Below are 24,950 nucleotides of genomic sequence, written 5' to 3' on the forward strand. Positions count from 1 at the left end.
TCGTGCCGCCTTGGCCCAGCACGATCTCAACCTCACGCAGCTTGCCGATGATCTCCTCGGGCTTGTGCTTCTTCGAACGCATTCGTTGTCCCTTCCTTGGTCCAGACTGTCATAGTCGATGGACCACTCAGAAGGGGGCAGCTCACACCAGCCATCCTGCCAGCCCGGCCAGTACGCCAAGCGCGCCACCAAGGACGTAGGCATGGATCGCCCTGTCCGGGGCAAAGAATCCACCGGTCATATAGCCCAGGATGCCGGCGCTGCTCGTCCCGGCGCTGTAGATCGCCGCGACCTTCCCGTGCGCATCGGCCGGTGCTTCCCGTTGCAGCATCGTTCGTACCGCGACGTTATGGGCGCTGTTCGCGGCACCGCCGATGATGAAGGCGATCCCGACGAGAACTAGACCGCCCGCCATCGTGGCGGTGCCGATGCCGATCGCGAGCATCGTGGCTCCCATGATGGTCGCCGAGCCGAACGCGATGGAGGAAGGCTCTCGCATCGCCATCGTGCCTGCCGCGGCGGCCCCCGCCATCATTCCTGCGGCCCAGCAAGCGGTCAGCAGACCGAAAGCGGTCGGTCCCGCACCCAATGAAACGGTGACGAGGAAGACGAAGGCCACGTCGGCCATCGCCGTCGCGTAGACCTCCAGCGTCAGCGCGCCGATCATCACCGTGATGCGGCGGTCCCGCAGCAGCGGCAGGTATTCGGACAACAATGTTTGTCCCTCGCCGCCTTCCGCTTCGACAGGACGACGCAGCCCGCTTGCCAGAACGACGACCGCCAGGACCACGAAGCTGGCAGCGTCGATCAACAGCGCGTTCCCGGCACCGCCCCACGCCACCAGCGCGCCGCCCACCACCGGCCCGGCGAGCATTCCGGCGCTGCGAACGAACTCCAGCACCGCGTTCGCTCTCGGCAACGTCATGCCCAGACCTGCGGCGAGGACAGGGATGAGCGCAAAGCTCGCCGTGCCGCTGATGGCGAACGACACGCTGAGAATGCTGGCACCGGTGATGGTGGAGGCCAGATCGGGATGCCACGCCATCCACGCGATGATCGCGGCCTCGACGAGTGCCGTCGCCACTAGGAGCCTGCCCGCATCGCGGGCATCGACCAGTCTTCCGATAAAGGGGGTTGCCAGCAGCCCAGGCAGCAGCTCGGCAACGAGCAGCATCGGCACGGCGAAGGGCGTGCGATTATCCGCCGTCCGAAACATGAGGGTAACCAGCGAGATTTCATCGCCAATGGTCGACAGCGTCAGCGTGGCGAGCAGCAGCCAGCCCCAACCCCTTCTCAGCCGTACTTCCACCAGCTCGCGCTCCCCTGCGTTGCTGCTTAGCTCAATTCGTGCCGCCGTGCGAAGGATCACCCGATCCCAACTGGGATCGATTTTCAGGCGCTGGCAGGCACGCCATCCGGTTATCCCGTCTGTTGGCGGACATACTCACCCAGGCCGCGTGCGACGAGTTCGTCGTTGGAGAGGCGGGGGCCTCGCTTCAGGCGCTGATTGCCCAGTTTGCGGCGGTCCAGCTTCGGCCCAGGGGGGACGGGCGAGGGGGCCTTGAACATCCCTCCGGGCTGCGCGGTACGCGCGGGCTCGTGGTTGTTGCGCTTGGCGTGGTGCGGCTTCACCTGCTGGATGGCATGGGCGAGCGCCAGAGCGGCGTCGAGGTGTTTGCTGTCGACCACCGGCGCCTGGTTCACCCTGCGCATCTTGTCAAAGACGCGATAGGGCAGGGTCTCACCCTCGTGCTGGATCTCGAGCCGTCCGTCCGGGTACTCGCACACGTCGACCTTCTTGCGCGCGAGCCCCTGAGCGACCGGGGTCGGCTCCAGGATGAACATAGCCTTGTTGTAGTGCAGCGTGAGGGTGCCGGTGACGGTGCGCTGCTCGCGCCAGACCATCTCCGCCTCAAGGTTCTCGTGAATGGCCAACGGCCGGTGCAGATCGCGCGGGTCGAAGGGCGCCTTGGCGAACCGCTGATTGTGCTGCGCCATATAGGAGGGGAGGAAGGCGTTGGCTTGGTCGATGGTGTCGATGCGATGAAGCCGCATCGCCTTGACAAGCCGATCCTGCAGTGTGGCATTGGCGCGCTCCACGCGCCCCTTCGCTTGCGGTGAGTTCGCGCAGATCAGATCGATGTTCAGCCGGTCCAGCGCCCGCCCGAGATGGGTCATCCCGTCGCCGTTCGCCGAGGCCGTGTTGTTGCGGAATGCGCTGTGCTTGTCCGTATAGAAGGCGACCGGCTTGCCCTGCCGTTCGAGGTACGTCCGCGTCGCGCGCATGTAGGAGAAGGTGCTTTCGCTCTCGACCATCTCGAGGTGCATCAGTTCGCTCGTGGCGTCGTCGATGAACACCAGCAGCGTGCATTGCGGGCCGCGGTCCTCGAACCACCAGTGTTTCGAGCCGTCGACCTGGACCAGCTCGCCGCGACAGTCGCGCCGATAGCGGGGCTGGTACGGGCGAGGGCGCCTGGCGGCGCGGTCCTTCCAAAGCCCGGCTTCCATCATGATCTGCCCGAGACCGTGGCGTTCGGCGAGGTACTCGCGCGCGAGCGTCGGCCCGAAGTCGGCATAGTTTTCTCGCACCAGCGCGACCACCTCGGCGCGGAAGGCATCGCTGTAGCGCCGGTTGCTCGGCCGCCCGCGCTTGCGCGACACGAGGCCCGCAGCGCCTTCTTGTCGAAGGCGATCGAGCAGCCGGTAGATTTGCCGCCGCTGGAGGCCCAGCAGCTCCATCGCGTCCGGGATCTGGATCTCGCCGCGGTCGAGCCGCATCAGCGTGTCGAACCGGGTGATCTCTGCAGCACTCATCGTCAGCACCGTCATACCATACGCGTCCTCGTTGCCGAGGAAGGCTATGACACCGGCGACCCGCCGACAGCACCGGCAGTGCCGTTTCTATCTAGCAGGATGGTGTCATTTGTATTTGGCGCTTACATTCCTTAGGTTTGATAATATGTATTATGTAAAATGAAATTAATCGGGGGGATTGAGGACCAATACCCCCTGCTCGACGCGCCAGCCGCGCAAACGACTTAGGACGTTCATACCGATGATGTCCTGATCGCCGAAGGCGGGTGAAACATCGGCGCCGACATCGTCCAGCGTGATGGGACCGATGGCCAGCTTTGCGATCGTCGTGTGGTCGGCCGTCACGCGCCCATTGGCGGTTTCGATCAGGCTGCCGAACGGGCTTTCCTTCAGGTCCAGTCCGGCGGCCCGCGCCGTCACCACGGACAATGCGGTCGTCGTCGCGCCGCTGTCCACGAGCATCCGGCGCTCGGTCCCGTTGATGCGGACCATCGCCCAATAATGTCCGTCCGAGCCGACGGGTATGCGGACGGTCGCCTGCGGGGCAGATTGCTTGGGCCACCAGCCCGTCAGACGGTCGCGCTGGGCGATCACGATATAAGCCGTTCCGAAAATCGCGATCCAGATCAGCGCCATGCGCAGCGTCCGGCCGATCGGGATGCGACGCGCCATCATCGCACTGAGCGGCAGGATCAGGACCAGGCCATAATAGACGAAGTCCATGACCCGGTCCGTACTCACGGGATCAATTCCATACCGTCATAGCCAGGCTCGACCCCGGCGGGCAGTTCCCGGCAGAGCGTCGTATAATCCATCGACTGATCCATATGGATCAGCACCGCCCGGCGCGGCCGCAGTTCTTCGATCCAGTGCAGCACGGACGGCAGGTCGGCATGGGCCGGATGCGGATGACGGCGCAGCGCGTCGACGATCCAGATATCCAGATCGCGATACAGATCGGCCATCGCCGGCGTCAATTCATGGAAATCCGTCGCATAGCCGACGCTCTTGCCATCGCATTCAAAGCGGAGCCCGGCCGACTGGACCCGGCCATGTGGCTGATCGACGCTGCGCACCCGTATGCCGCCGATCCACATGTCATCGTCCAGTGGCGCCATGGTCGCGGTCGGCGGATAGCCGGTCTTGCCCTGAAAGACATAGCCGAAACGGCCTTCCAGCGATGCCGCCGTCCAGGTCCGTGCATAGCCCGCCACGGGAACGCCCATGGCATGATAGATTTGCCGGACATCGTCGATGCCATGCGTGTGATCGGCATGGTCATGCGTCCAGATCACCGAGTCGACCGCCGCGACATTGGCGGCCAGCAGTTGCTCGCGCATATCGGGGCCGGTGTCGATCAGGATGCGATGCCCGTCATGCTCGACCAGCGACGCGCAGCGCGTCCGGCGGTTCCTGGGATCGGCGGGGTCGCACGCGCCCCAGTCATTGCCGATGCGGGGAACCCCCGACGATGTTCCGCAACCGAGAATGCGGATTTTCATGCGCGGGTCTTTGCAAAGAGGCGGTGAAAATTCTCGGCGGTGGCGCGGGTCAGATCCTCGACCGCCTCCCCTCGCAGATCGGCGAGGAATTTCGCGGTGTCGGCGACGAAGGACGGCTCCCCCGTCTTGCCGCGATGCGGGACGGGCGCCAGGAAGGGCGCGTCGGTCTCGACCAGCAGCCGCTCAAGCGGAAGCCGCCGAGCAGTCTCCTGAAGATCCTTCGCATTCTTAAAGGTGACGATACCCGAAATGGATATATAAAAGCCTAACGCCAATGCCTTATCGGCAAAATCTCCACTGGCGGTGAAGCAGTGGATGACGCCGGGATAGGCCCCCTTCCCCATCTCCTCCGCCAGGATCGCAGCCGTGTCCTCCTCCGCATCGCGGGTATGAACGACGAGTGGCAGGCCGGTTTCGCGACAGGCGGCGATATGCGCGCGGAAGCTCGCCTGTTGTCGCTCGCGGTCGCTATGATCGTAATAATAGTCGAGCCCGCTTTCACCGATGCCGACGACCCGAGCATGGCTGGCACGCTCGATCAGCTTGGTGGTGTCGACATGCGGGTGAGCGTCCGCCTCATGCGGATGGATACCAACCGTCGCCCAGACATCGGGCTCGCGCTCGGCGGTGGCGATGATCGCGTCCCACTCGCTCTCGCGCGTCGAGATGTTGAGCATCGCGGTGACGCCGCGATCGCGCGCGCGCGACAGGATGGCCGCCTGATCCTCGACCAAGCCCTTGTAGTTCAGGTGACAATGGCTGTCGGCGAGCATCAGGCGTCGGCCTCCGCAGGGATCTCCAGGCGCGGGAAGGCCGGGGTCGGTGCGGCCAGCGGCGTGCCGTTTGCGGCGCGGTGGGCGTACCAGCCGTCATCGTCGATCGTGGCATGGTCGCGCTCCTCGGCACCCAGCGTGTCGAGCACCAGCCCCGCCCCGCGCGGCGTGACCGGCAGGATCGCAATGGCGAGCATCCGGATCGCGCGGACGAGGGTGCCGAGCACCGCGTGCATCCGCTCCGGATCGGTCTTGCGCAGCGACCAGGGTGCCTGCACGTCGATATACTGGTTGCAGGCATAGACGCCGCGCATCCACGCCTCGATCCCCTGGCTGAGCGCCAGGTCGTCGAACGCGGTCTTCAGGCCCGCGCAGGCGACGACGACCTCTTCCAACAGCATCGCGTCGGCGGGATCGCTCCGCCCCGCTTCGGGCAGTTCGCCGCCCAGGTTCTTGGCGATGAACGACAGAGTCCGCTGCGCCAGATTGCCGAAGCTGTTGGCCAACTCGGCATTGACGCGGGTCACGATCGCCTCGGCCGAATAGGAGCCATCCTGTCCGAAGCTGACCTCGCGCAGGAAGAAATAGCGCAGCGCGTCGACGCCGAACGCGTCCGCCAGGCCCATCGGGTCGACGACATTGCCGACCGACTTCGACATCTTCTCGCCCCTATGGAGCAGGAAGCCATGGCCGAACACCGATTGCGGCAGCGGCAGGTCCGCCGACATCAGGAAAGCGGGCCAATAGACGGTATGGAACCGCACGATATCCTTGCCGATCAGGTGCAGATTGGCGGGCCAGAACCGCGCCAGCTCGCTGTCCGTGTTCGGATAGCCGGTCCCGGTCAGATAATTGGTCAGCGCATCGACCCAGACATACATGACGTGGCCGGGGCTGTCCGGCACCGGCACGCCCCAGTCGAAGCTGGTGCGCGAGACCGACAGGTCGGACAGTCCACCCTCGACGAAGCGCATCACCTCGTTGCGGCGGCTTTCCGGGCGGATGAAATCGGGATTGTCGCGGTACAGGTCGAGCAGCGGCTGCTGATATTTGGACAGGCGGAAGAACCAGGTCTCCTCGGCCGTCCATTCGACCGGCGTGCCCTGCGGCGACAGCTTGGTGCCGTCCTCGCCCGTGGTCAGTTCGCTCTCGTCGTAGAACGCCTCGTCGCGGATCGAGTACCAGCCCTCATAGCGATCCAGATACAGATCGCCCTTGGCCTGCATCGCCTGCCAGATGGCCTGGCTCGCGGCGTAATGGTCGACGTCGACCGTGCGGATGAAGCGGTCGTACGAGATGTCAAGACGATCGGCCATCACATGGAAATGGCTCGACATTTCATCGGCGAATTCGCGCGTCGAAATGCCGCGCGCACGTGCCGCCTGGGCCATTTTCAGGCCGTGTTCGTCGGTGCCGGTCTGGAACAGGACGTCGCGGCCCGCCTGGCGCTGGAACCGGGCGATGACGTCGGCCGCCACCATCTCATAGGCATGGCCGATATGCGGACGGCCATTGGGATAGTGGATCGCGGTGGTGATATAAAATGGATCGGCCATGGCCGGTCCCTAGAACATCCCCTCGCGCAGGTGAAGCCCGTGCCGCTCAGCCGCGTAAGGACCAGGCGAACCAGAGCCATCCGAGGATCAGGATCGTACCGCCGATCGGTGTGATCGCCCCCAGCCAGCGCGGCGCGCCGAAGGCCATGGCGTAGAGCGTGCCCGCAAAGATCGCGGCCCCGACGACAAAGGCCCAGGCGACGCCCCGCACGCCGAACTTCAGGGCGACGAGCGCGGCGACGGCATGGATCAGCTGATATTGACCGCCGGTGCGCAGCCATTCGACCGCGACGCCTTCCGCCCGGTGTGCGCCGAATGCACCGGCCGCGATCGCCAAGGCCCCCGACAATGCCGCCAGTATCGCCACCAGCTCCATGGCTCAGCCCTTTCGTTCTTCCTGTGTGATGATCCGGTCACTCGCCGCGCGCAGATCGCCGGCGGCCGCTTGCGCCGCCAGCCGCTCCTTGTCGCGGGCGCGGTACATGGTTTCGACCCGGTCGATCTCGCCCGCATCGACATCGAGACTGCCGAGCGCCAGTCGCGCCATCTTGACCGCGGACTCCAGCACCTCGCGTACGATATATTTCGCCGGTCCGCCCTTCAGCCGCAGCACGGCGCGGCGGTCGAAGGCGCGCACGAACAGGGCGGCGTTCGGGAAGGCCGCATGGACGCTTTCCAGGAATTCCAGCGTGATCTGGTCATCGTCCAGACAGAACAGGATCAGTTCGGCCTCGGCCGCGCCCGCCTGGCGCAACAGGTCGAGCCGGGTGCCGTCGCCATAATAGACCTTCGCGCCGAATGAGGCGGCGATGTCGATCATCTCGATATCGCGGTCGATCAGGGTCACGGGGATGTCGCTGGCGATCAGCATCTGCGCCACCGTTTGGCCGAACCGGCCATAGCCGACGATCAGCGCGTTGGCGCCGTCGGTCACCGGCCCCTCGCGCTGGCCGCCGCGCGTGATGACCGGCTCTTCGCGGATGCGGCGGGTGGCGGCCATCAGGAACGGCGTGGTCGCCATCGACACGGTGATGATCGCGCCAAACAGGCTCGCCGCCTCGGGCGCGATCAGATAGCCCGCTTGTGCCTGGGCGAACAGCACGAAGCCGAACTCGCCGCCCTGGCTCATAAGCAGGCCGAGCGCGAAGGCCGCGCGCCAGTTCATCCGGAACGCCAGGCCGATTATCATGATGACCAGCGTCTTCGTCGCGATCAGCGCCAGCGCCATGATCGCGACGAAGAAGGGCCGCTCGGCGATGGCAGGCAGGTTCAGCATCATGCCGACAGCCAGGAAGAACAGCCCGAGCAGGATCGACCGGAACGGCTCGACATCGGCCTCCAGCTCGTGGCGATAGGGGCTGTCGGCGAGCATTACGCCCGCGATGAAGGCGCCCAGTGCGGTCGATAGGCCGAGCAGTTCCATCACCGCCGCACTGGCGATGACGGTGAACAGCCCGGCGAAGACGAACATCTCGCGCTCGCCCATATTGCCGATCAGGCGGAACAACGGCCGCAGCAGAAAACGGCCTGCCACGATCAGGCCGATAATGGCGCCGATCGTCTCGAGCGCCAGGATCCAGCCCGGCGGTCCGGTATGGTCCGCCGGATTGCGCGACATGGCCGCGACGATCGTGATCAGCGGGACGATCGACAGATCCTGGAACAGCAGGATCGAAAAGGCCCGCTCGCCAAAGGGCGTCCGCATCCGGCCCGAGGATTGCAGCATCGGCAGCACCTGCGCCGTCGATGACAGGGCAAGTGGCAGGCCGAGCGCCAACGCCGCCTCGGGTGAAAAATGCGCAAGGAGGACGATGCCCGTGATCGCCAGACCGCAGGCCGCGACCTGGATCAGGCCCAGCCCGAAAATCTCATGCTTCATCCGCCACAGCCGGGCGGGGTTCAGTTCCAGCCCGACGATGAACAGCAGGAGCGTGATGCCGATTTCTGCGATGCCGAGCTTCGACTCCGCGTCCCCGACCAGGCCCAGGACATGCGGCCCGACCACCGCGCCCGCGACCAGATAGCCCAGCGTCGCACCGAGGCCCAGGCGACGAAACACGAGGACGAAGGCAAGCCCGAAGCCCAGCAGGATCGCGCCGTCGCGCAGCAGCGATACCTCGGCGTGCATCAGCGGTCCCGATCGGCGGCGCTGGCGGCGGCCTCGGCCGCGGCTTCGAACGCCAGGCGGATCGAGGGGTGTCGTGCGGTGTAGGACAGAGCGGGCGATAACACGTCCAGTCCGGGCCAGTCGGGCGCTTCCCCCTGCCCGGCCGCCAGCCACGCGGTCAGCGTGTCGCGCACCACGGCAAGTTCGCTGACGCTGCGCCCCACGATATGGGCCGACAGCAGCGCCGCCGAGGCCTGACCCAGCGCACAGGCGCGAACCAGCACACCGATTTCCGTCACCCGGTCCTGTTCGTCCAGGTTGACGTCCACCGTCACCCGGCTGCCGCAGATCGGGGAACGCTTCTCGACGCTGGCCATCGGATCGACCAGTCGATGGTCATGCGGGATGGCCGTGGTCAGCCGCAGGATTTCGGTATTGTAGAGGGCTGCGGTCATGACGGGGTCTCGCTTTGATTGCCGCCGCCGCTCGGCGGGGTCGGCGCGCCGAAGACCGGCAGGCCCCGGCGGCGGCGATCGACGAAGTCGGCGATCCCCGCACTGGTCGCGTTCAACAGCTTGTAGGACCTGCTCTTGACCATCCATTCGGGCCGCCTGGCGGGGCCGCCGCTGACCGTATCGACCAGCAGGGCGACGACCAGGAAGACGAGGCTGGCCAGGATCAGGCCCTTGAGCGCGCCGAAACCGAAGCCCAGCGCCCGGTCGATCGGCCCCAGGATCGAGGTGCGGGTCCGTCCACCGATCGCGCGAGCGACCATCCGGCCGCCCAGATAGGTCACGCCGACGATCAGCGCGAAGGCGAGGACCGCCGCGCCCGAGACCGTACCGACGATCGGCGCCAGCGCCTGGGCCAGCGGGATATGAAACAGCTTGAGCGCCGCGACGATCGCGACCCAGGCGAACAGCGCCAGCACCTCGGTCACGAAGCCGCGCAGGAAACCCTGGATCGCGGCGCCAAAGACCGCGATCAGGACGAGAATATCAAGGGCCGTCAATGCTCGCTGTCCAACGTCTCATCCGTGGTATCGGTGCCGATGAGGCGACCATGGCGCCCTTCGCTACCCCCGGCCCAGCATATGGTCAACGAACTCGGCCAGGGTTCGGAAGCCCGTCATCCGCAAACCGCCTTCATCCGCCGCCATCGCGCGGGGCACCATCGCCTTCTCGAAGCCCAGCTTACCCGCCTCCTTCAGGCGCAAGGCCCCGTGCGCCACGGACCGGATCTCACCCGACAGCGCGATCTCGCCGAACACGACCGCGTCGGCGGGCACGGGCCTTTCGGACAGCGCCGAGATGAGCGCGGCGGCGACCGCCAGATCGGCCGCCGGATCCTGCACCCGGTAGCCGCCCGCAATGTTCAGATAGACTTCGGCCGACGAGAAACTCAGTCCGCAGCGGGCCTCCAGCACCGCCAGGATCATCGCCAGGCGACCATTGTCCCACCCGACCACCGCACGCCGGGGCGTCGCGCCCGACGCCAGCCGCACGGTCAGCGCCTGGATCTCGACCAGCACCGGCCGCGTCCCCTCCAGTGCGGGAAATACGGTCGTGCCGGTCACGCCCTCCTCCCGATTGGTCAGGAACAGGGACGAGGGATTGCCGACCTCGGTCAGGCCTTCGGTCTGCATCGCAAAGACGCCGATTTCATCGGTGCCGCCGAAGCGGTTCTTGATCGCCCGCAGGATACGGTACTGATGGCTCCGCTCTCCCTCGAACGCCAGCACGGTGTCGACCATATGCTCCAGCACGCGCGGGCCCGCGATCGAGCCGTCCTTGGTGACATGGCCGACCAGGACGACGGCGGTGCCGCGTTCCTTGGCGAATCGGATGAGTTCCTGGCCCGAGGCGCGGACCTGGCTGACCGTACCGGGCGCGCCCTCGATCAGGTCGGAATGCATCGTCTGGATCGAGTCGATGATAAGAAGCGCGGGCGGCGTTCCGATCGACAGCGTGGTCAGGATGTCGCGGACCGACGTCGCCGCCGCCAGCCGCACCGGCGCCTGGCCCAGCCCCAGCCGCCGGGCGCGCAGGCGGACCTGGTCGGCCGCCTCTTCGCCCGAGACATAGGCGACCGGCCGCCCCGCCATCGCCAGCTTGGCCGCCGCCTGGAGCAGCAGAGTCGACTTGCCGATGCCCGGGTCGCCGCCGATCAGCGTCGCCGATCCCTCGACAAAGCCGCCGCCCAGCGCCCGGTCCAGCTCGGCGATCCCCGTCGCCATCCGGTCGGGCAGCGGGATATCGGCGTCGAGCCCGACCAACTGGATCGCGCGCCCGCCGCCCTGCAGATTATGCTTGGCGGCAAAGGGCGTCATCTGGACCGGCGCTTCCTCCAGCATGGTGTTCCACTCGGAACAATCGGGGCATTGCCCCTGCCAGCGGGACGATACCGATCCGCAGGATTGGCAGACATAGCGCTTCTGGATCTTGGCCATGGTTCGGCTCTATCCCGGCCGGAACGAAAATGGAACGAATTTGATGGCAATGGCAGGAGTGGCCTTTGCGGCGGCACGCGGCTATGGGTCGGACTCCATGACCCCAGACAAATTTCGTGTCGCGCTGTTCAGCGGCAATTACAATTATACGCGTGACGGCGCGAACCAGAGCCTGAACCTGCTGGTCGGCCATCTGCTCGATCGGGGCGTGGCCGTCCGCGTCTATTCGCCGACCTCTTCGACGCCTGCCTTTCCGCCGGTCGGCGATCTGGTCGACGTGCCTGCCATCTCCATGCCCTTCCGGTCCGACTATAAGCTGGGCCGCGGGCTCCCGGCCAAGGTGCGCGCCGATCTGGAGGCCTTCGCGCCGAACATCGTCCATGTCTCGGCGCCCGAATTTCTCGGCCATGCCGCGGTGCGCTGGGCACGCGACCAGCAGGTCGCCTCGATCGCGTCGGTGCATACGCGGTTCGAGACCTATCCGGCCTATTACGGGCTGGGGTTCCTAGCGCCGCTCATCATCCGGCTGCTGACCCGCTTCTACAACAAGTTCGACCGGATCGTGGCCCCCAGCCCCAGCATGATCGCGTTGCTGCGCGGTTGGGGCGTGACGCCGCCGATGGACATCTGGTCGCGCGGCATCGACCATGACCGGTTCCAGCCCTCGCGCCGCAGCCTGGAATGGCGGCGTTCGCTGGGAATTGCCGATCACGAGGTCGCGATCGGATTCCTGGGACGATTGGTGAAGGAAAAGGGGCTCGACGTCTTTGCCGACGCCCTGGCCGAGCTGCGCCGCCGGGGTGTGCCGCACAAGGTGCTGGTGATCGGTAAGGGGCCGGCGGAGGCGTGGTTCGCCAAGGCGACGCCGGATGCGATCTTCGCCGGCTATCAGACCGGTGATGATCTGGGCCGGGCGGTCGCCTCGATGGACATCTTCTTCAACCCCAGCGTGACCGAAACTTTCGGCAACGTCACGACCGAAGCCATGGCGGCGGGCGTCCCCGTGGTCGCTGCCAACGCCACGGGCGCGATGGACTTGGTCGTCCATGGCGGGACCGGCTTCCTGGTCGAGCCGCGCGACATCACCGGCTATGCCGATGCACTGGAGCGGATCGCGACGGACGCGGCCCTGCGCCATCGGTTCAGCGAGGCGGGTCAGGCCCGCGTCGCCGATTACCGGTGGGACAAGGTGAACGAAGCGGTTATCGACGCCTATCGCGCCCTGTTCACGGGGCGTGACTAAAGGCTCAGCCTTCGCGCCAGTCGAAGGTCAGCGGCGCCTCGCGAAAGGCGAAGCGGTCGAGATGGCTGGACACGACTTCGCGCATCCGGGCCGTATCGCCATCCTCCGGCACGGTCAGCACGACGTCGAGCGTCTCGCTGTCGGCGCGCATCGCGAGCTTCGCCCCGTTGGGGAAGACGATCGTCCCCTCCTCGGCGGTGAAGACGACCTCCATCTTGTGGTTCCAATGCTTGGCGAGCTGCTGGAGATAGCGGCTGGCCGACAGGGTCGGCACGCGGGCGACGGAGACACTCATTTCAGCCGTTCCACCTTCTGGGCGAGTTCGTCGATCATGGCGGCGACGTCGTGTGCCGTCTCCTTCGACGCATCGCCCCGTCCGAACTTTTCGCCCAGGGCGATTTTCAGGCCGATCATCGCGCGCCGGATCGGTGCCGAGTCGGTGCGTTCGCGATGCTCGGCCAGCGCGCGCAGCCGTGCGACCAGCGTTTCGACCAGCTCGGCATTCTCGGCCAGATGCGTCCGCCCCGCGTCGGTCGCGGCGAAACGCTTCTTGGCACCTTCCGAACGCTGCTCCTCGATGAAACCCATTTCGTCGAGCAGGGTGATCGTGGGATAGATGACGCCGGGGCTCGGTGCATAAGCGCCGCCGGTCATCGTCTCGATCTCGCGGATCAGGTCATAGCCGTGGCGCGGTTCGTCGGCGATCAGCTTCAGCAGAACCAGCCGCAACTCGCTGCCGTCGAACATGCGGCCACGGCGCCCGCCCCGACCGCGCCCGCCGCCCATCTCGCGCTCGATGTCCCATTTTACCTCGAACGGTCCGAACGACCAGTGACCTTGCCGACGGCCGTGATCGTCGCCCTGGCCATGATGATGGTGATGATGCCTCATAGCGAAATTCCTTTCTCGATATAGCCAAGATATATCGTGAGCGGTCGGAGTCAAGTTGCTTCAAGATATATCTTGGGATGAAAGGATGACGGGGGGCTCTCCTGCCCTTACATGGCCCTTATGGCCGATCTGTTCGCGGGCATGGACCCCGCCCCCGTCACGCCAACGCTGTCCCCGGATGCGCCTCTGGCCGACCGGCTGCGCCCTATGCAGCTGGCCGATGTCGTCGGGCAGGATCACTTGACCGGGCCGGGCGGCGCGATCGGGCGGATGGTCGCGGCAGGGCGCCTGTCTTCGATGATCCTCTGGGGCCCGCCCGGCACGGGCAAGACGACGATCGCCCGGCTGCTCGCCGCGGAGGTGGGGCTGCGCTATGCGGCCATCTCCGCCGTCTTCTCGGGCGTGGCAGAGCTGAAGAAGGTGTTCGCGGAGGCGCGCGACCATGCCCGGCTGGGACAGCGCACCCTGTTGTTCGTGGACGAGATCCACCGGTTCAACCGCGCCCAACAGGACGGCTTCCTGCCCTATGTCGAGGACGGCACCGTCACGCTGGTCGGCGCGACGACCGAAAACCCGTCATTCGAACTCAATGCCGCGTTGCTCAGCCGGGCGCAGGTGCTCATCCTGCACAGGCTGGGCCAGGCGGCGCTGAACCAGCTGCTCGACAGGGCAGAGGCGGAGATGCAGCGCCCCCTGCCCCTGAAGGCCGAAGCGCGTGATGCGCTGATCGCCAGCGCCGATGGCGATGGCCGTTTCCTGCTGAACCAGGCCGAGACATTGTTCGCGGTCGATCTGCCCGAACCGCTCGATCCGGCGGGCCTGTCGGCTTTCCTGCAGCGCCGGGTCGCCGTCTATGACAAGGATCGCGAGGGACATTACAACCTCATCTCTGCGCTGCATAAGTCGATCCGGGGTTCGGACCCGCAAGCGGCACTCTATTATCTGGCGCGGATGCTGACGGCCGGCGAAGAGCCGCTCTATGTCCTGCGGCGCCTGACGCGTGCCGCCGTCGAGGATATCGGGCTGGCCGATCCGCAGGCTCTGGCCCAGTGCCTGGCGGCCAAGGACGCCTATGACTTTCTGGGCTCGCCCGAGGGTGAACTGGCGATCGTTCAGGCCTGCCTCTATCTGGCGACCGCGCCCAAGTCGAACGCGGTCTACAAGGCGCAGAAGCAAGCGTGGCGGACCGCGAAGGAAACCGGATCGCTGATGCCGCCCGCCAATATCCTGAACGCCCCGACCAAGCTAATGAAACAGATCGGCTATGGCGCGAACTACCAATATGACCATGATGCCGAGGGGGGCTTTTCGGGCGCCAATTACTGGCCCGACGAGCTGCCGCCGCAGAATTTCTACGAACCCTCCGGCCGGGGACTGGAGAAGCGGATCGCCGAGCGCATGGCGTGGTGGGACGAACGGCGGCGGTCCCTACAGGACGGCGATGGCTGAGCGCTTTACGGGTTTCGTCGCGATCGACTGGTCCGGCGCGCATGGGGTGGCGCATCCGGGCATCCGTATGGCGCGATGCGAGGCGGGTGACGCCGCACCGATGCTTGTGCCGCCGCCGGGGCGGGCCTGGTCTCGGCAGGCGGTGGCCGACTGGCTGCTGACGCGGGCCGACGAGCCGTTGCTGGTCGGCTTCGACTTCAGCTTTTCCGCACCGTTCGTGGCGCGCGGCGCGCATCTGCCCGGCGACCGGACGACAGCGGATGCCCGGGCGCTCTGGGCCTATGTGGATGAGACCTGCGACGATCCCGATCTGGGCGCTCGGAGCTTCCTGGAGGCGCGGCGCGCTCGGCATTTCTATTTTGGGGCCGCCGACGGGCGAAAGGCCGATTTCCTCCATTGGCGCGTCTGCGAGATCGCCGCCGATGGCGGGCGCAAGCCCTCGACCGTCTATGACGCGATCGGCGCGTCCCAGGTCGCCAAGGCCAGCTTTGCCGGGATGCGGCTGTTGCGGCAACTGGACGGGCGGATCGCGATCTGGCCCTTCGATCCGCTGCCGAGACGGGGCGCCGCCGTGGTCGAGATCTATACCTCCATCGCCGCGCGCGACGCCGGGCGGCCGCGCGGTCGCAGCAAGATGCGCAGTGCGGAGACGCTCGACGCGGCGTTGCTGGCTCTGGGCAGCGAACGCCATGCCCCGCTTTCCCGCTATGACGATCACAGTACGGATGCGATCCTGACCTCCGCTTGGCTGCGAAAGGTGGCGATGCGCGCGGATCTCTGGCATCCGGCGGGCCTGACCCCGCTTGTCGCGCAAACGGAGGGCTGGACCTTCGGCGTCTCTTGACGCTAGGGGGATCGGCAACGCCGGATTAGCACAGCGGTAGTGCAGCGGTTTTGTAAACCGAAGGTCGGGGGTTCGATCCCCTCATCCGGCACCATTTCCCAGCAGATGACCTTTTGAGAACGGGCACCAAAAGCCCGGCGCTGCGTTACAGTGGCGGAATGATCAAGGTCGCCAGCTACAATATCCGAAAGGGGATCGGCGCCGATCGCAGGCGCAATCCCGATCGTATCCTGGATGTGCTGCGCGAGGTCGATGCCGACATCATCGCCCTGCAGGAGGCGGACCGCCGCTTCGGCGAGCGCGAGGGCGTCATCCCGCTCCACCTGCTCGACGATCACAGCGACTGGAAGCCGATCGTCTATGGCATGAAGGCACGGTCGATGGGCTGGCACGGCAATACCCTCCTGGTCCGCAAGACGACGCAGGTGCTGGATTTCGAGGCGATCCACCTCCCCTCGCTGGAACCGCGCGGCGCGGTGATGGCCGACCTGCGCACCAAAAGCGGGGTGATCCGGGTCGTCGGGATGCATCTGGACCTGTCGGGCCTGTGGCGGCGACGGCAAGCGGCGGCGATCCTGTCGCACCTGTCGAGTTGCGTTCACGCCCATCCGACCGTCATGATGGGTGATCTGAACGAATGGACACGCGGTGCCGGGTGCCTGCGCGATTTCACGCGGGATTTCATCATGGCGGACACCGGCCCCAGTTTTCATGCCCGGCGGCCGATCGGGCGGCTCGACCGCATCATGGTCTCCGCCGACCTGCATATCGCCGCGTGCGGTGTCCATGCGACGCCCATGTCGCGTAAGGCGTCCGACCATCTGCCCATCTGGGCGCTGATCGGGCCCCGCTGATGCGCGAAAAGGAACTGCGGCTGGCACTCGTCTGCTATGGCGGGATCAGCCTGGCGGTCTATATGCACGGCATCACCAAGGAGATCTGGCGGATCGTGCGCGCCAGCCGCGCCTCGCACGAGGGCGACCCACCCGCCTCGGCGGTCGATGCGGTCTATCAGGACCTTCTGGACGAGATGGCCGAGCGTGGCGGCCTTCGCGTCCGTATCCTGGCCGATATCATCGCGGGGGCGAGCGCAGGCGGGATCAACGGTATTTTCCTGGGCCAGGCGCTGTGTACGGGCCAGTCGCTCGATCCGCTGACCGACCTCTGGCTGGAGGCGGCGGACATCGAATCGCTGATCGCGCCGGAAGCCGCCCCCACCTCGCGCTTCTCCAAGATGTGGGCGCTCCCCATCGCGTGGATGGCCGCCGGGCGCAGCGGCGACAAGATCGAAGCGCTGGACGAGGAAACCCGCGACGAGGTTCGCTACAAGCTGGGCCATCTGGTCCGTTCGCGCTGGTTCGAGCCGCCATTCGACGCCGATGCCTTTACCGGGCGATTGCTGGAGGCGTTCGACCGCATGGCCGCTGCGCCAGCGGGCAAGCGTCTGGTGCCACCGGGGCAGCCGCTGGACCTGTTCGTCACCGTCACCGACTTCACCGGCCAGCCCCAGCGGTTGAAGCTCCACTCGCCGGGCGAAGTGGTGGAGACGGAGCACCGCATGGTGGTGGACTTCACCGACAATGGCGGCGGCCGACTGGCGGCGGTCCCGGAGCTGGTGTTCGCGGCGCGCGCGACCTCCAGCTTCCCTGGCGCCTTCCCGCCCTTCACCGTCGCCGAACTGGACCGCGTGCTCGAACGCCGCGAACAGGACTGGGCGAGCCGTGACGATTTCCTGCGCCGCGTCCTGCCCCGCCATCACGCGGCCGGGGCAGCGGACAAGGCGGTGCTGATCGACGGATCGGTGCTGGTCAACGCGCCCTTCCGTCCGGCGATCGACGCGCTCGGCCGCCGTCCGGCACGACGGCAGGTGGACCGGCGTTTCGTCTATATCGACCCCTTCCCCGGCATGCATTTTCGCCTGCCCGGCGGCGGGGGACATCCGGGCTTCTTCCAGACCATCATCGGCGCGGTCAGCGAGCTTCCCCGCCAACAGCCGATCCGCGACAATCTGGAGGCGATTGCCGCGCGTTCGGGGCGTATCGACCGGATGCAGGCGATCGTCGCCGCCATTCGCGAGGATGTCGAAAAGGAGATCGAGCAGCTGTTCGGCGGCACCTTCTTCTTCGACCGCCCGACCGCCGCCCGGCTCGCATCCTGGCGTGTTCGCGCCCAGGGCGCCTCGGCCGCAAAGGCGGGGTTCAGCTATGCCGCCTATGGCCATCTGAAACTCGCCAATGTCATCGACGCCATGGCCGCGATCTTCGCCGAGGCGGTCGGTGACGAAGGGCAACAGCGTCGCGGGCGGCTGCGCGCGATGATCGAGCGGACTGTCGCGACGCGTTACGTCGGATTCGAGGCGATCAGCTTTACCGGCGGCTCCAGCAACGGCGCCCGCGACTTCCTACGTGCCTTCGATCTAGGCTATCGCATCCGGCGGCTTCGCCTGCTCACCCGCCGCCTGACCGAGCTGGAAGGCGAGCATTCCGAGACCGAGCTGGCGGCGGTGCGCGAGGCAATCTACGAATCGCTCGCCGCCTTTCTCGAACGGCAGCATGGCAGCGCCCATGCGGAACTGGAACCCGATGTTCGCGATGCGCGTGACCAGGGCGGCGCGTTGCTCGACCGGTTGGAGGCGCGACTGGACCTGGTCCGGTTGGACGGCGAAACCGACGCGCGGCTCGCGGCCGCCTTTGCCGGACTGCCGCGTGCCGCCCGGCGGACGCTGCTGCTGACCTATCTGGGTTTCCCCTATTTCGACGTCGCGACCCTGCCGCTGCTGCAGGGCGAGGGGCTGGACGAGTTCGACCCGATCAAGGTCGACCGCATCTCGCCCGACGACGCGACCGCGATCCGGGCAGGCGGTGCCGAGGCGACGCTGAAGGGTATCCAGTTCCTGACCTTTGGCGCGTTCTTCAGTCGCAGCTACCGGGAAAACGACTATCTCTGGGGGCGACTGCACGGCGCGGAGCGGATGATCGACATCGCCGTCTCCACCCTCCCCTCGACCATCCGGCTGAAGCCCGGTTCGGTCGCGGCGTTCAAGCGCCGGGCGTTCCTGGCGATCCTGGACGAGGAAGAGGATCGCCTGACCGCGATCTCACCCCTGATTGCCTCGCTTCGCCGCGAGATCGGCTGAAGGCTGGTCATGCCCGAACAACGCCGCTAGACCGCCAGACCTGAGCGAAGTCCGTTCGTCTCGTCAGGGGGGCGGCGGATCGGGTTACGCGGAGAAGCGCATGCAGTTCCTGAAAATGCTGTTCTGGTGCCTGCTGGCCTTTCTGGTGGCCGCTTTCACCATTGGGAACTGGACCACGGTCGAGATTCGCCTGGTCGGTGGGCTCATTGCCGATGTGAATCTGCCGCTGCTACTGTTCCTGACCTTCCTGCTGGGGCTGGTGCCGACGCTGATATGGCAACATGCCGCGCGCTGGCGTCTGCGCCAGCGATTGAGCGCGGCGGAGCGCTCGCTGGCCGCCGTCTCGGCCGAAAGCAGCGCCTATGTCCCTCCCGCTCCATCTGTTCCCGCTACCGAGCCGACGGTCTGATTTACCCATGAGCAACCGCATCTACGTCGCGATCGACACGCCCGACCTGGTCCGCGCCCATGCGCTGGCGCAAAAGGTCCGCCATCATGTCGGCGGGCTGAAGCTTGGCCTGGAATTCTTCTGCGCGCACGGCGCCACCGGCGTCCGCGACATGGCCCAGATCGGCCTGCCGATCTTCCTTGACCTGAAGCTGCACGACATCCCCAATACTGTCGCGAAGGCGGTCCAGTCGCTGGGGCCGCTTGCGCCGGCCATTCTCACCGTCCATGCAAGCGGCGGGCGGGCGATGCTGGAGGATGCCAAGGCCGCCGCGCCGGTCGGCACGAAGGTGGTCGCCGTCACCATGTTGACCAGCCTGGACGCCAACGACCTGTCGGACACCGGCGTCGTCGGATCGCCCGCCGACCATGTCCGTCGCCTGGCCGATCTGGCCGCCGAGTCCGGGGTCGACGGTATCGTCTGTTCGGGCGAGGAAGTGGCGGCGGTCAAGAAGGCTTGGCCGAAGGGCTTTTTCGTGGTTCCGGGCGTGCGCCCGGCGAACGGCGTGATCGGCGACCAGAAGCGTGTCGTGACCCCGCGTGCGGCGGTCGATGCGGGCGCCTCGATCCTGGTCATCGGCCGTCCCATCACCCAGGCCGAAGACCCGGACGCCGCCGCTCGGGCGATTGCCGCTACGCTCTAAAGACGTTTTTCGGACCCTCCCATTCGGGAAACGATCATGCCGACGACTGCCAAGATCTGCGGACTGACGACGCCCGCCACGCTCGACGCCGCGCTGGGTGGAGGGGCAAGCCATGTCGGCTTCGTCTTCTTTCCCGCCTCTCCCCGGCACCTGACCTTCGACGTGGCGGCGGGCCTGGCGGGGCGGGTGCCGGATCATGTCCAGCGCGTCGGCGTCTTCGTCGACCCCGATGACCAGCTTCTGGAAGCGGCGGTGCGCGCGGGCATGTTGGACGCGATCCAGCTTCACCGCACCACCGCGGCGCGCGTCGCGGCGATCCGGGCGAAGTTCGACCGCGAGGTCTGGGCCGCTGTTGCGATCAAGCTGCGCGGCGATGTCGACAAGGCCCGCGACTATGCGGGGGCGGCGAGCCTGATCCTGTACGACGCCAAGACGCCCGACGACGCGTCCCTGCCCGGCGGCATGGGCCTGCGCTTCGACTGGGGGCTGCTCGACGGGGTACGGCATCCGCTGCGCTGGGCTTTGTCGGGCGGGTTGGACGCCGGTAACGTGGCCGAGGCGATGCGCCGCACCGGCGCGCCGCTCGTCGATGTCTCGTCCGGCGTCGAAAGCGCGCCGGGCGTGAAGGATATGGACAAGATCGCAGGCTTCCTTAAAGCCGTTGCGGCAAATCAGTGACAGGAACGTTTGCAGGGCTCGCCCCGGCAACGCCCAAGGAATAGACGATGAACGCCCCCAACTCCTTCCGCGCCCAGCCCGACGAGCGCGGCCATTTCGGTGATTACGGCGGCCGCTATGTCGCCGAGACGCTGATGCCGCTGATCCTGGACCTGGAACGCGAATATCGCGCGGCGCAGGTCGATCCGGCCTTCAAGGCCGAGTTCGACGACCTGATGACCCATTATGTCGGCCGTCCCAGCCCGATGTACTATGCCGAGCGCCTGACCGAGACGCTGCGCGAGAGCGCGCCCGACGGCAAGGGGCCGAAAATCTATTTCAAGCGCGAAGAGCTGAACCACACCGGCGCGCACAAGATCAACAACTGCATCGGCCAGATCCTGCTCGCCAAGCGGATGGGCAAGACGCGGATCATCGCGGAAACCGGCGCGGGCCAGCACGGCGTGGCGACCGCAACCGTCGCGGCGCGGTTCGGCCTGCCCTGCACCATCTTCATGGGCGCGCGCGATATCGAGCGGCAGGCGCCCAACGTCTTCCGCATGAAGCTGCTCGGCGCCGAGGTCCGCCCCGTCACGTCGGGTGCGCAGACGCTGAAGGACGCGATGAACGAGGCGCTGCGCGACTGGGTCGCCAACGTCCACGACACCTTCTACATTATCGGCACGGCGGCGGGCCCGCATCCCTATCCGGAAATGGTCCGCGACTTCCAGTCGGTGATCGGCACCGAGTCCAAGGCGCAGATTCTGGAAGCCGAAGGGCGCCTGCCCGACCTGCTGATCGCCTCGGTCGGTGGCGGCTCGAACGCGATCGGCCTGTTCCACCCCTTCCTGGACGATGCCGAAGTCGCCATGCTGGGAATCGAGGCGGCGGGCCATGGCCTGAGCACCACGCAACATGCCGCCAGCCTGACCGGCGGCAAGCCGGGCATCCTTCACGGCAACAAGACCTATCTGCTCCAGGACGAGGACGGCCAGATTGCCGAGGCGCACTCGATCTCGGCAGGTCTCGACTATCCGGGCATCGGACCGGAGCATAGCTGGCTGAACGACACCGGCCGTGTCGTCTATGAGGGGATCACCGATACCGAGGCGCTGGACGCGTTCCAGCTGTGCTGCCGGGTCGAGGGGATCATCCCCGCGCTGGAATGCGCTCATGCGCTGGCAGGACTCCTGAAGCGCGCGCCGACGATGGACCGCGACCAGATCATCCTGGTCAATATTTCGGGTCGCGGCGACAAGGACATCTTCACCGTCGCCGATGCTATGGGAGTGAAGATGTGAGCCGGATCGCCGACACCTTCGCCGCCTGTGCCCAGGCGGGCCGCGCCGCGCTCGTCACCTTCGTGACGGCGGGTGATCCGACGCCGGGCGATACCGCCGCCATCCTCGACGCGCTGGTCGAAGGCGGTGCGGACGTGATCGAGCTGGGTATGCCTTTCACCGATCCGATGGCCGACGGCCCCGCGATCCAGAAGGCGAACATCCGCAGCCTGGGCGCGGGCACCCGCACCGCCGATGTGCTGGCCATCGCCAAGGCCTTCCGAATGCGTCATCCGGCCGTGCCGCTGGTCCTGATGGGCTATGCCAATCCGATGACGGTGCGCGGACCCGAATGGTTCGCCGAGGCGGCGGCCGATGCCGGAGTCGACGGCGTGATCTGCGTCGACATCCCCGCCGAGGAGGATGACGCGCTGGGCGTTGCACTCCGCAGCAAGGGCATAGCCTCGATCCGGCTGGCCACGCCGACCAGTGATGCCATGCGCCTGCCGACGATTTTGACCGGTGCGGATGGTTTCCTCTATTATGTGTCGGTCGCCGGGATCACCGGCCAGCAGCAGGCGGCGCAGTCTTCCATCGAGGACGCCGTCGCCCGTCTAAAGGCCGCGACGTCTCTGCCGGTCGCGGTCGGCTTCGGCGTGCGCACCCCCGAACAGGCGGCGGCCATCGGCCGGGTGGCGGACGGCGTGGTCGTCGGCTCGGCCATCGTCGATCTGGTCGGCGAACATGGCGCGGCGGCCTCCGGCCCGGTGCGCGCCTATATCGAAACTCTGTCGTCGTCGCTGGTCGACGCGCGTAAGGAACTCGCATGAGCTGGCTGAACAGCGTCCGCAACGTCATCCCCTTCGTCGTCAAGAAGGAAACGCCCGACAATCTCTGGCACAAGTGCAAGGGATGCGGGCAGATGGTCTTCACCAAGGAACTGGAAGACAATCTGAACGTGTGCCCGAAATGCGATCATCATGACCGCATCGGGCCGAAGGTGCGCTTCCGCCATCTGCTCGATGAGGGTAGCTGCAACGAACTTCCCGCGCCCAAGGTGCCGGAAGACCCCCTCAAGTTCCGTGACTCCAAGCGCTATGCAGACCGGCTGAAGGTCGCGCGGACCAACGCCGCTGAAACCGACGCGCTGGTCAATGCGTGCGGCACGATCCTGGGGCACAAGGTCGTGGTCGGGGTACAGGACTTCGCCTTCATGGGTGGCTCGATGGGCCTGGCAGTCGGCGAGGCGTTCGTGCGTGGCGTGGAAGCGGCGATCGCCGACCATTGCCCCTATGTCATCTTCACCGCCTCGGGCGGCGCGCGGATGCAGGAGGGCATTCTCAGCCTGATGCAGATGCCGCGCACCACCGTCGCGATCCAGATGCTGCACGATGCGGGCCTGCCCTATATTGTCGTCTTGACCGACCCGACCTCGGGCGGCGTGATGGCGGCCTATGCAATGCTGGGCGACGTGCAGATCGCTGAGCCCAAGGCGACGCTGGCCTTTACTGGCCGCCGCGTGATCGAGAACACCATCCGCGAAAAGCTGCCGGACGATTTCCAGACGTCGGAATATTATCTCGACCACGGGATGCTCGACATGGTCGTCCATCGCCGCGACCTGCGTGAGCGCCTGGCGACGGTCATCGGCTATCTGACGGGATCGCGCGAAGCGGCCTGATCCGTCGCTTTTCGTCGCATACAGCTTTAAGGGGCGGGCCGGGAGGTCCGCCTCTTTCACATCCGCTTTGAAAGATCGGCCGATGCCCGACCATGCCCGTTCCGACCATCCGGCCGTCCAGGCGCAGCTCGACCGGCTCTGGGCCCTGTCGCCCGGCGCGGACGTGCTGGGGCTGGAGCGGATCACGACATTGCTCGCGCGGCTCGGCGATCCCCAACATCACCTGCCGCCCGTCTTCCATGTCGCGGGGACCAACGGCAAGGGTTCGACCTGCGCCTTTCTGCGCGCCGCGATCGAGGCATCGGGGCAGGACGTCCACGTCTATTCCAGCCCGCATCTCGTCCGCTTCAACGAGCGTATCCGGATTGCCGGGCGGCTGATCGACGACGACGCGCTGGCCGCGGTTCTGGCGGAAGTGCTGGCCCAAGCCGAAGGGATCGGGGCCAGTTTCTTCGAGGTGACGACCGCCGCCGCCTTTCTATGCTTCGCGCGCACGCCGGCCGCCGCGACGATCATCGAGGTCGGCTTGGGTGGACGGCTGGACGCCACCAACATCCTGCCACCCCCGGCCGTGTGCGGCATCGCGGCACTAGGCATCGACCATGAGGCGTTTCTGGGTCGCAGCCTGACCGGCATCGCGCGGGAGAAGGCGGGGATCGCCAAGCCCGGCACACCGCTCGTGACCATGGACTATGCCAAGCCCCTGCGCGATGCGATCGAGGGCGTCGCGGCGGTCGCAGGCGCGCCGATCCTTGCCCGCGGGCGCGACTGGAAGAGCCGTGCGACGAAGAATGGGATCGCCTATCAGGATCAGTGGGGCCATCTCGCCCTGCCCCGTCCGGCCCTGTCCGGTGGGCATCAGGCGCGCAACCTCGCCCTGGCCGTTGCGATGATCCGGCACCAATCCGCCATAACCGTTCCCGACGAGGCGCTGCGTGCCGCCGCAACCCATGCGCGCTGGCCCGCGCGTATGCAGCGACTGGGCGAAGGGCTGCTGACTGCACGATTGCCGGATGGCAGCCAATGCTGGCTCGACGGGGCGCACAATCCTTCGGCCGCCACGCCGGTCGCAAGCGCCATGGCCAGATGGCGCGCCAAGGGGCCAAGCGCGCTCGTCCTGGGTATGCTCGCCAATAAGGCGGCGGGGCCGGTTCTCGAGCGGCTCGGCGCGATGGTCGATCTGGTCGTGACCGTTCCCGTGCCAAACCATGCCTGTCATGCCCCTTCCGATCTGGCCCGACAGGCGCGCGATGCTGGATGGGACACGGTGGCAGCGGAGGATCCGGCGAACGCGCTCGACCTGATCGCCCGGCGCTTCGGGCATCCTGTCCGGGTGTTGATTGCCGGATCGCTCTATCTCGCCGGGCAGGTGCTGGAGCAGAACGGCGAAGCGCCGGAGTGACGCGACGAAAGTCATCGCATCCGTCATTATTTGCGATTGACTATCAATAGCGAGGATTTAGCATGGGGTCCGTAA

25 protein-coding genes and 1 tRNA gene are annotated in these 24,950 nt (G+C 66.5%); 13 read left to right on the top strand and 13 right to left on the bottom strand.

The features are described from left to right. Nucleotides 1-142: 142 nt before the first annotated feature. From QZ546_RS07295 to radA, 11 genes are all read right to left on the bottom strand, one after another. Complete coding sequence (locus QZ546_RS07295) at nucleotides 143-1,369, bottom strand: MFS transporter (protein WP_294235928.1); 1,227 nt, start codon at nucleotides 1,367-1,369, stop codon at nucleotides 143-145. Nucleotides 1,370-1,419: 50 nt separating this feature from the next. After that, nucleotides 1,420-2,829 carry an ISNCY family transposase gene (locus QZ546_RS07300; protein ID WP_294235929.1) on the bottom strand — a complete coding sequence of 470 codons (1,410 nt, stop codon included), beginning with the start codon at nucleotides 2,827-2,829 and terminating at the stop codon, nucleotides 1,420-1,422. A gap of 150 nt (nucleotides 2,830-2,979) precedes the next feature. After that, a complete protein-coding gene (locus QZ546_RS07305; RefSeq protein WP_294235930.1) occupies nucleotides 2,980-3,555 on the bottom strand; it encodes a TIGR02281 family clan AA aspartic protease in 576 nt (191 codons plus the stop codon). Then, nucleotides 3,552-4,316: an MBL fold metallo-hydrolase gene (locus QZ546_RS07310; protein ID WP_294235931.1), complete on the bottom strand. Its 765-nt coding sequence runs from the start codon at nucleotides 4,314-4,316 to the stop codon at nucleotides 3,552-3,554. Before QZ546_RS07310 ends, QZ546_RS07305 begins: the two co-directional genes overlap by 4 nt. Then, nucleotides 4,313-5,089: a TatD family hydrolase gene (locus tag QZ546_RS07315; protein WP_294235932.1), complete on the bottom strand. Its 777-nt coding sequence runs from the start codon at nucleotides 5,087-5,089 to the stop codon at nucleotides 4,313-4,315. The genes QZ546_RS07310 and QZ546_RS07315 overlap by 4 nt, the downstream gene beginning before the upstream one ends. Beyond that, entirely contained in the window at nucleotides 5,089-6,645 is a 1,557-nt protein-coding gene (metG, locus tag QZ546_RS07320) for a methionine--tRNA ligase (RefSeq protein ID WP_294235933.1), read from the bottom strand. Before metG ends, QZ546_RS07315 begins: the two co-directional genes overlap by 1 nt. Nucleotides 6,646-6,691: 46 nt before the next feature. Continuing rightward, nucleotides 6,692-7,021 carry a DUF423 domain-containing protein gene (locus QZ546_RS07325; protein ID WP_294235934.1) on the bottom strand — a complete coding sequence of 110 codons (330 nt, stop codon included), beginning with the start codon at nucleotides 7,019-7,021 and terminating at the stop codon, nucleotides 6,692-6,694. 3 nt (nucleotides 7,022-7,024) lie between these two features. Beyond that, nucleotides 7,025-8,773, bottom strand: a complete 1,749-nt coding sequence (locus tag QZ546_RS07330; RefSeq protein ID WP_294235935.1) for a cation:proton antiporter — start codon at nucleotides 8,771-8,773, stop codon at nucleotides 7,025-7,027. Continuing rightward, nucleotides 8,773-9,207, bottom strand: a complete 435-nt coding sequence (locus tag QZ546_RS07335; protein ID WP_294235936.1) for an iron-sulfur cluster assembly scaffold protein — start codon at nucleotides 9,205-9,207, stop codon at nucleotides 8,773-8,775. Before QZ546_RS07335 ends, QZ546_RS07330 begins: the two co-directional genes overlap by 1 nt. Next, a complete protein-coding gene (locus QZ546_RS07340; protein ID WP_294235937.1) occupies nucleotides 9,204-9,764 on the bottom strand; it encodes a CvpA family protein in 561 nt (186 codons plus the stop codon). The genes QZ546_RS07335 and QZ546_RS07340 overlap by 4 nt, the downstream gene beginning before the upstream one ends. A gap of 63 nt (nucleotides 9,765-9,827) precedes the next feature. Continuing rightward, complete coding sequence (gene radA, locus QZ546_RS07345) at nucleotides 9,828-11,201, bottom strand: DNA repair protein RadA (protein WP_294235938.1); 1,374 nt, start codon at nucleotides 11,199-11,201, stop codon at nucleotides 9,828-9,830. A 97-nt stretch (nucleotides 11,202-11,298) separates the two neighbouring features. Here radA and QZ546_RS07350 point away from each other — a divergent pair, with 97 nt between their 5' ends. Next, nucleotides 11,299-12,444 carry a glycosyltransferase family 1 protein gene (locus QZ546_RS07350; RefSeq protein WP_294235939.1) on the top strand — a complete coding sequence of 382 codons (1,146 nt, stop codon included), beginning with the start codon at nucleotides 11,299-11,301 and terminating at the stop codon, nucleotides 12,442-12,444. 4 nt (nucleotides 12,445-12,448) lie between these two features. Here the strand turns inward: QZ546_RS07350 and QZ546_RS07355 are convergent, their stop codons facing one another. Then, entirely contained in the window at nucleotides 12,449-12,739 is a 291-nt protein-coding gene (locus tag QZ546_RS07355) for a DUF2218 domain-containing protein (protein WP_294235940.1), read from the bottom strand. Next, nucleotides 12,736-13,335: a PadR family transcriptional regulator gene (locus tag QZ546_RS07360; RefSeq protein ID WP_294235941.1), complete on the bottom strand. Its 600-nt coding sequence runs from the start codon at nucleotides 13,333-13,335 to the stop codon at nucleotides 12,736-12,738. Before QZ546_RS07360 ends, QZ546_RS07355 begins: the two co-directional genes overlap by 4 nt. A 120-nt stretch (nucleotides 13,336-13,455) precedes the next feature. On the opposite strand from QZ546_RS07360, the gene QZ546_RS07365 reads away from it, so the two are divergent. The 12 genes from QZ546_RS07365 (at nucleotide 13,456) to QZ546_RS07420 (ending at nucleotide 24,875) form a co-directional block, all read left to right on the top strand. Further along, the gene (locus tag QZ546_RS07365; protein ID WP_294235942.1) at nucleotides 13,456-14,784 is read left to right on the top strand and encodes a replication-associated recombination protein A; all 1,329 of its coding nucleotides are present in this window, start codon (nucleotides 13,456-13,458) and stop codon (nucleotides 14,782-14,784) included. Further along, the gene (locus tag QZ546_RS07370) at nucleotides 14,777-15,628 is read left to right on the top strand and encodes a hypothetical protein (protein ID WP_294235943.1); all 852 of its coding nucleotides are present in this window, start codon (nucleotides 14,777-14,779) and stop codon (nucleotides 15,626-15,628) included. Before QZ546_RS07365 ends, QZ546_RS07370 begins: the two co-directional genes overlap by 8 nt. Before the next feature lie 19 nt (nucleotides 15,629-15,647). After that, a tRNA-Thr gene (locus QZ546_RS07375) sits at nucleotides 15,648-15,722 on the top strand. Between the two features lie 64 nt (nucleotides 15,723-15,786). Further along, complete coding sequence (locus QZ546_RS07380) at nucleotides 15,787-16,482, top strand: endonuclease/exonuclease/phosphatase family protein (RefSeq protein ID WP_294235944.1); 696 nt, start codon at nucleotides 15,787-15,789, stop codon at nucleotides 16,480-16,482. Beyond that, on the top strand, nucleotides 16,482-18,764 hold the full coding sequence (locus tag QZ546_RS07385; RefSeq protein ID WP_294235945.1) for a patatin-like protein: 2,283 nt from the start codon (nucleotides 16,482-16,484) through the stop codon (nucleotides 18,762-18,764). Before QZ546_RS07380 ends, QZ546_RS07385 begins: the two co-directional genes overlap by 1 nt. Before the next feature lie 100 nt (nucleotides 18,765-18,864). After that, nucleotides 18,865-19,173, top strand: a complete 309-nt coding sequence (locus QZ546_RS07390; protein ID WP_294235946.1) for a hypothetical protein — start codon at nucleotides 18,865-18,867, stop codon at nucleotides 19,171-19,173. Nucleotides 19,174-19,180: 7 nt separating this feature from the next. Continuing rightward, nucleotides 19,181-19,855, top strand: a complete 675-nt coding sequence (pyrF, locus tag QZ546_RS07395; RefSeq protein WP_294235947.1) for an orotidine-5'-phosphate decarboxylase — start codon at nucleotides 19,181-19,183, stop codon at nucleotides 19,853-19,855. A 36-nt stretch (nucleotides 19,856-19,891) separates the two neighbouring features. Continuing rightward, nucleotides 19,892-20,533 carry a phosphoribosylanthranilate isomerase gene (locus tag QZ546_RS07400; protein ID WP_294235948.1) on the top strand — a complete coding sequence of 214 codons (642 nt, stop codon included), beginning with the start codon at nucleotides 19,892-19,894 and terminating at the stop codon, nucleotides 20,531-20,533. Nucleotides 20,534-20,580: 47 nt separating this feature from the next. After that, nucleotides 20,581-21,813, top strand: coding sequence for a tryptophan synthase subunit beta (trpB, locus tag QZ546_RS07405; protein ID WP_294235949.1), 1,233 nt, complete (start codon nucleotides 20,581-20,583; stop codon nucleotides 21,811-21,813). After that, complete coding sequence (gene trpA / locus QZ546_RS07410) at nucleotides 21,810-22,622, top strand: tryptophan synthase subunit alpha (protein WP_294235950.1); 813 nt, start codon at nucleotides 21,810-21,812, stop codon at nucleotides 22,620-22,622. The genes trpB and trpA overlap by 4 nt, the downstream gene beginning before the upstream one ends. After that, a complete protein-coding gene (gene accD, locus QZ546_RS07415; RefSeq protein WP_294235951.1) occupies nucleotides 22,619-23,473 on the top strand; it encodes an acetyl-CoA carboxylase, carboxyltransferase subunit beta in 855 nt (284 codons plus the stop codon). Before trpA ends, accD begins: the two co-directional genes overlap by 4 nt. 82 nt (nucleotides 23,474-23,555) lie before the next feature. Beyond that, nucleotides 23,556-24,875, top strand: coding sequence for a folylpolyglutamate synthase/dihydrofolate synthase family protein (locus QZ546_RS07420; protein WP_294235952.1), 1,320 nt, complete (start codon nucleotides 23,556-23,558; stop codon nucleotides 24,873-24,875). The last annotated feature ends 75 nt before the right edge of the window (nucleotides 24,876-24,950 follow it).

It is taken from the genome of uncultured Sphingomonas sp., from assembly GCF_913062585.1.
GTDB lineage: Bacteria > Pseudomonadota > Alphaproteobacteria > Sphingomonadales > Sphingomonadaceae > Sphingomonas.

Excerpts from the sequence above, each read along its gene's own strand:
- QZ546_RS07300 (WP_294235929.1), bottom strand. The coding sequence starts at position 2,829 with ATGACGGTGCTGACGATGAGTGCTGCAGAGATCACCCGGTTCGACACG.
- QZ546_RS07310 (WP_294235931.1), bottom strand. The coding sequence starts at position 4,316 with ATGAAAATCCGCATTCTCGGTTGCGGAACATCGTCGGGGGTTCCCCGC.
- QZ546_RS07315 (WP_294235932.1), bottom strand. The coding sequence starts at position 5,089 with ATGCTCGCCGACAGCCATTGTCACCTGAACTACAAGGGCTTGGTCGAG.
- metG (WP_294235933.1), bottom strand. The coding sequence starts at position 6,645 with ATGGCCGATCCATTTTATATCACCACCGCGATCCACTATCCCAATGGC.
- QZ546_RS07325 (WP_294235934.1), bottom strand. The coding sequence starts at position 7,021 with ATGGAGCTGGTGGCGATACTGGCGGCATTGTCGGGGGCCTTGGCGATC.
- QZ546_RS07330 (WP_294235935.1), bottom strand. The coding sequence starts at position 8,773 with ATGCACGCCGAGGTATCGCTGCTGCGCGACGGCGCGATCCTGCTGGGC.
- QZ546_RS07335 (WP_294235936.1), bottom strand. The coding sequence starts at position 9,207 with ATGACCGCAGCCCTCTACAATACCGAAATCCTGCGGCTGACCACGGCC.
- radA (WP_294235938.1), bottom strand. The coding sequence starts at position 11,201 with ATGGCCAAGATCCAGAAGCGCTATGTCTGCCAATCCTGCGGATCGGTA.
- QZ546_RS07350 (WP_294235939.1), top strand. The coding sequence starts at position 11,299 with ATGACCCCAGACAAATTTCGTGTCGCGCTGTTCAGCGGCAATTACAAT.
- QZ546_RS07355 (WP_294235940.1), bottom strand. The coding sequence starts at position 12,739 with ATGAGTGTCTCCGTCGCCCGCGTGCCGACCCTGTCGGCCAGCCGCTAT.
- QZ546_RS07360 (WP_294235941.1), bottom strand. The coding sequence starts at position 13,335 with ATGAGGCATCATCACCATCATCATGGCCAGGGCGACGATCACGGCCGT.
- QZ546_RS07365 (WP_294235942.1), top strand. The coding sequence starts at position 13,456 with ATGGCCGATCTGTTCGCGGGCATGGACCCCGCCCCCGTCACGCCAACG.
- QZ546_RS07370 (WP_294235943.1), top strand. The coding sequence starts at position 14,777 with ATGGCTGAGCGCTTTACGGGTTTCGTCGCGATCGACTGGTCCGGCGCG.
- QZ546_RS07380 (WP_294235944.1), top strand. The coding sequence starts at position 15,787 with ATGATCAAGGTCGCCAGCTACAATATCCGAAAGGGGATCGGCGCCGAT.
- QZ546_RS07385 (WP_294235945.1), top strand. The coding sequence starts at position 16,482 with ATGCGCGAAAAGGAACTGCGGCTGGCACTCGTCTGCTATGGCGGGATC.
- QZ546_RS07390 (WP_294235946.1), top strand. The coding sequence starts at position 18,865 with ATGCAGTTCCTGAAAATGCTGTTCTGGTGCCTGCTGGCCTTTCTGGTG.
- pyrF (WP_294235947.1), top strand. The coding sequence starts at position 19,181 with ATGAGCAACCGCATCTACGTCGCGATCGACACGCCCGACCTGGTCCGC.
- QZ546_RS07400 (WP_294235948.1), top strand. The coding sequence starts at position 19,892 with ATGCCGACGACTGCCAAGATCTGCGGACTGACGACGCCCGCCACGCTC.
- trpB (WP_294235949.1), top strand. The coding sequence starts at position 20,581 with ATGAACGCCCCCAACTCCTTCCGCGCCCAGCCCGACGAGCGCGGCCAT.
- accD (WP_294235951.1), top strand. The coding sequence starts at position 22,619 with ATGAGCTGGCTGAACAGCGTCCGCAACGTCATCCCCTTCGTCGTCAAG.
- QZ546_RS07420 (WP_294235952.1), top strand. The coding sequence starts at position 23,556 with ATGCCCGACCATGCCCGTTCCGACCATCCGGCCGTCCAGGCGCAGCTC.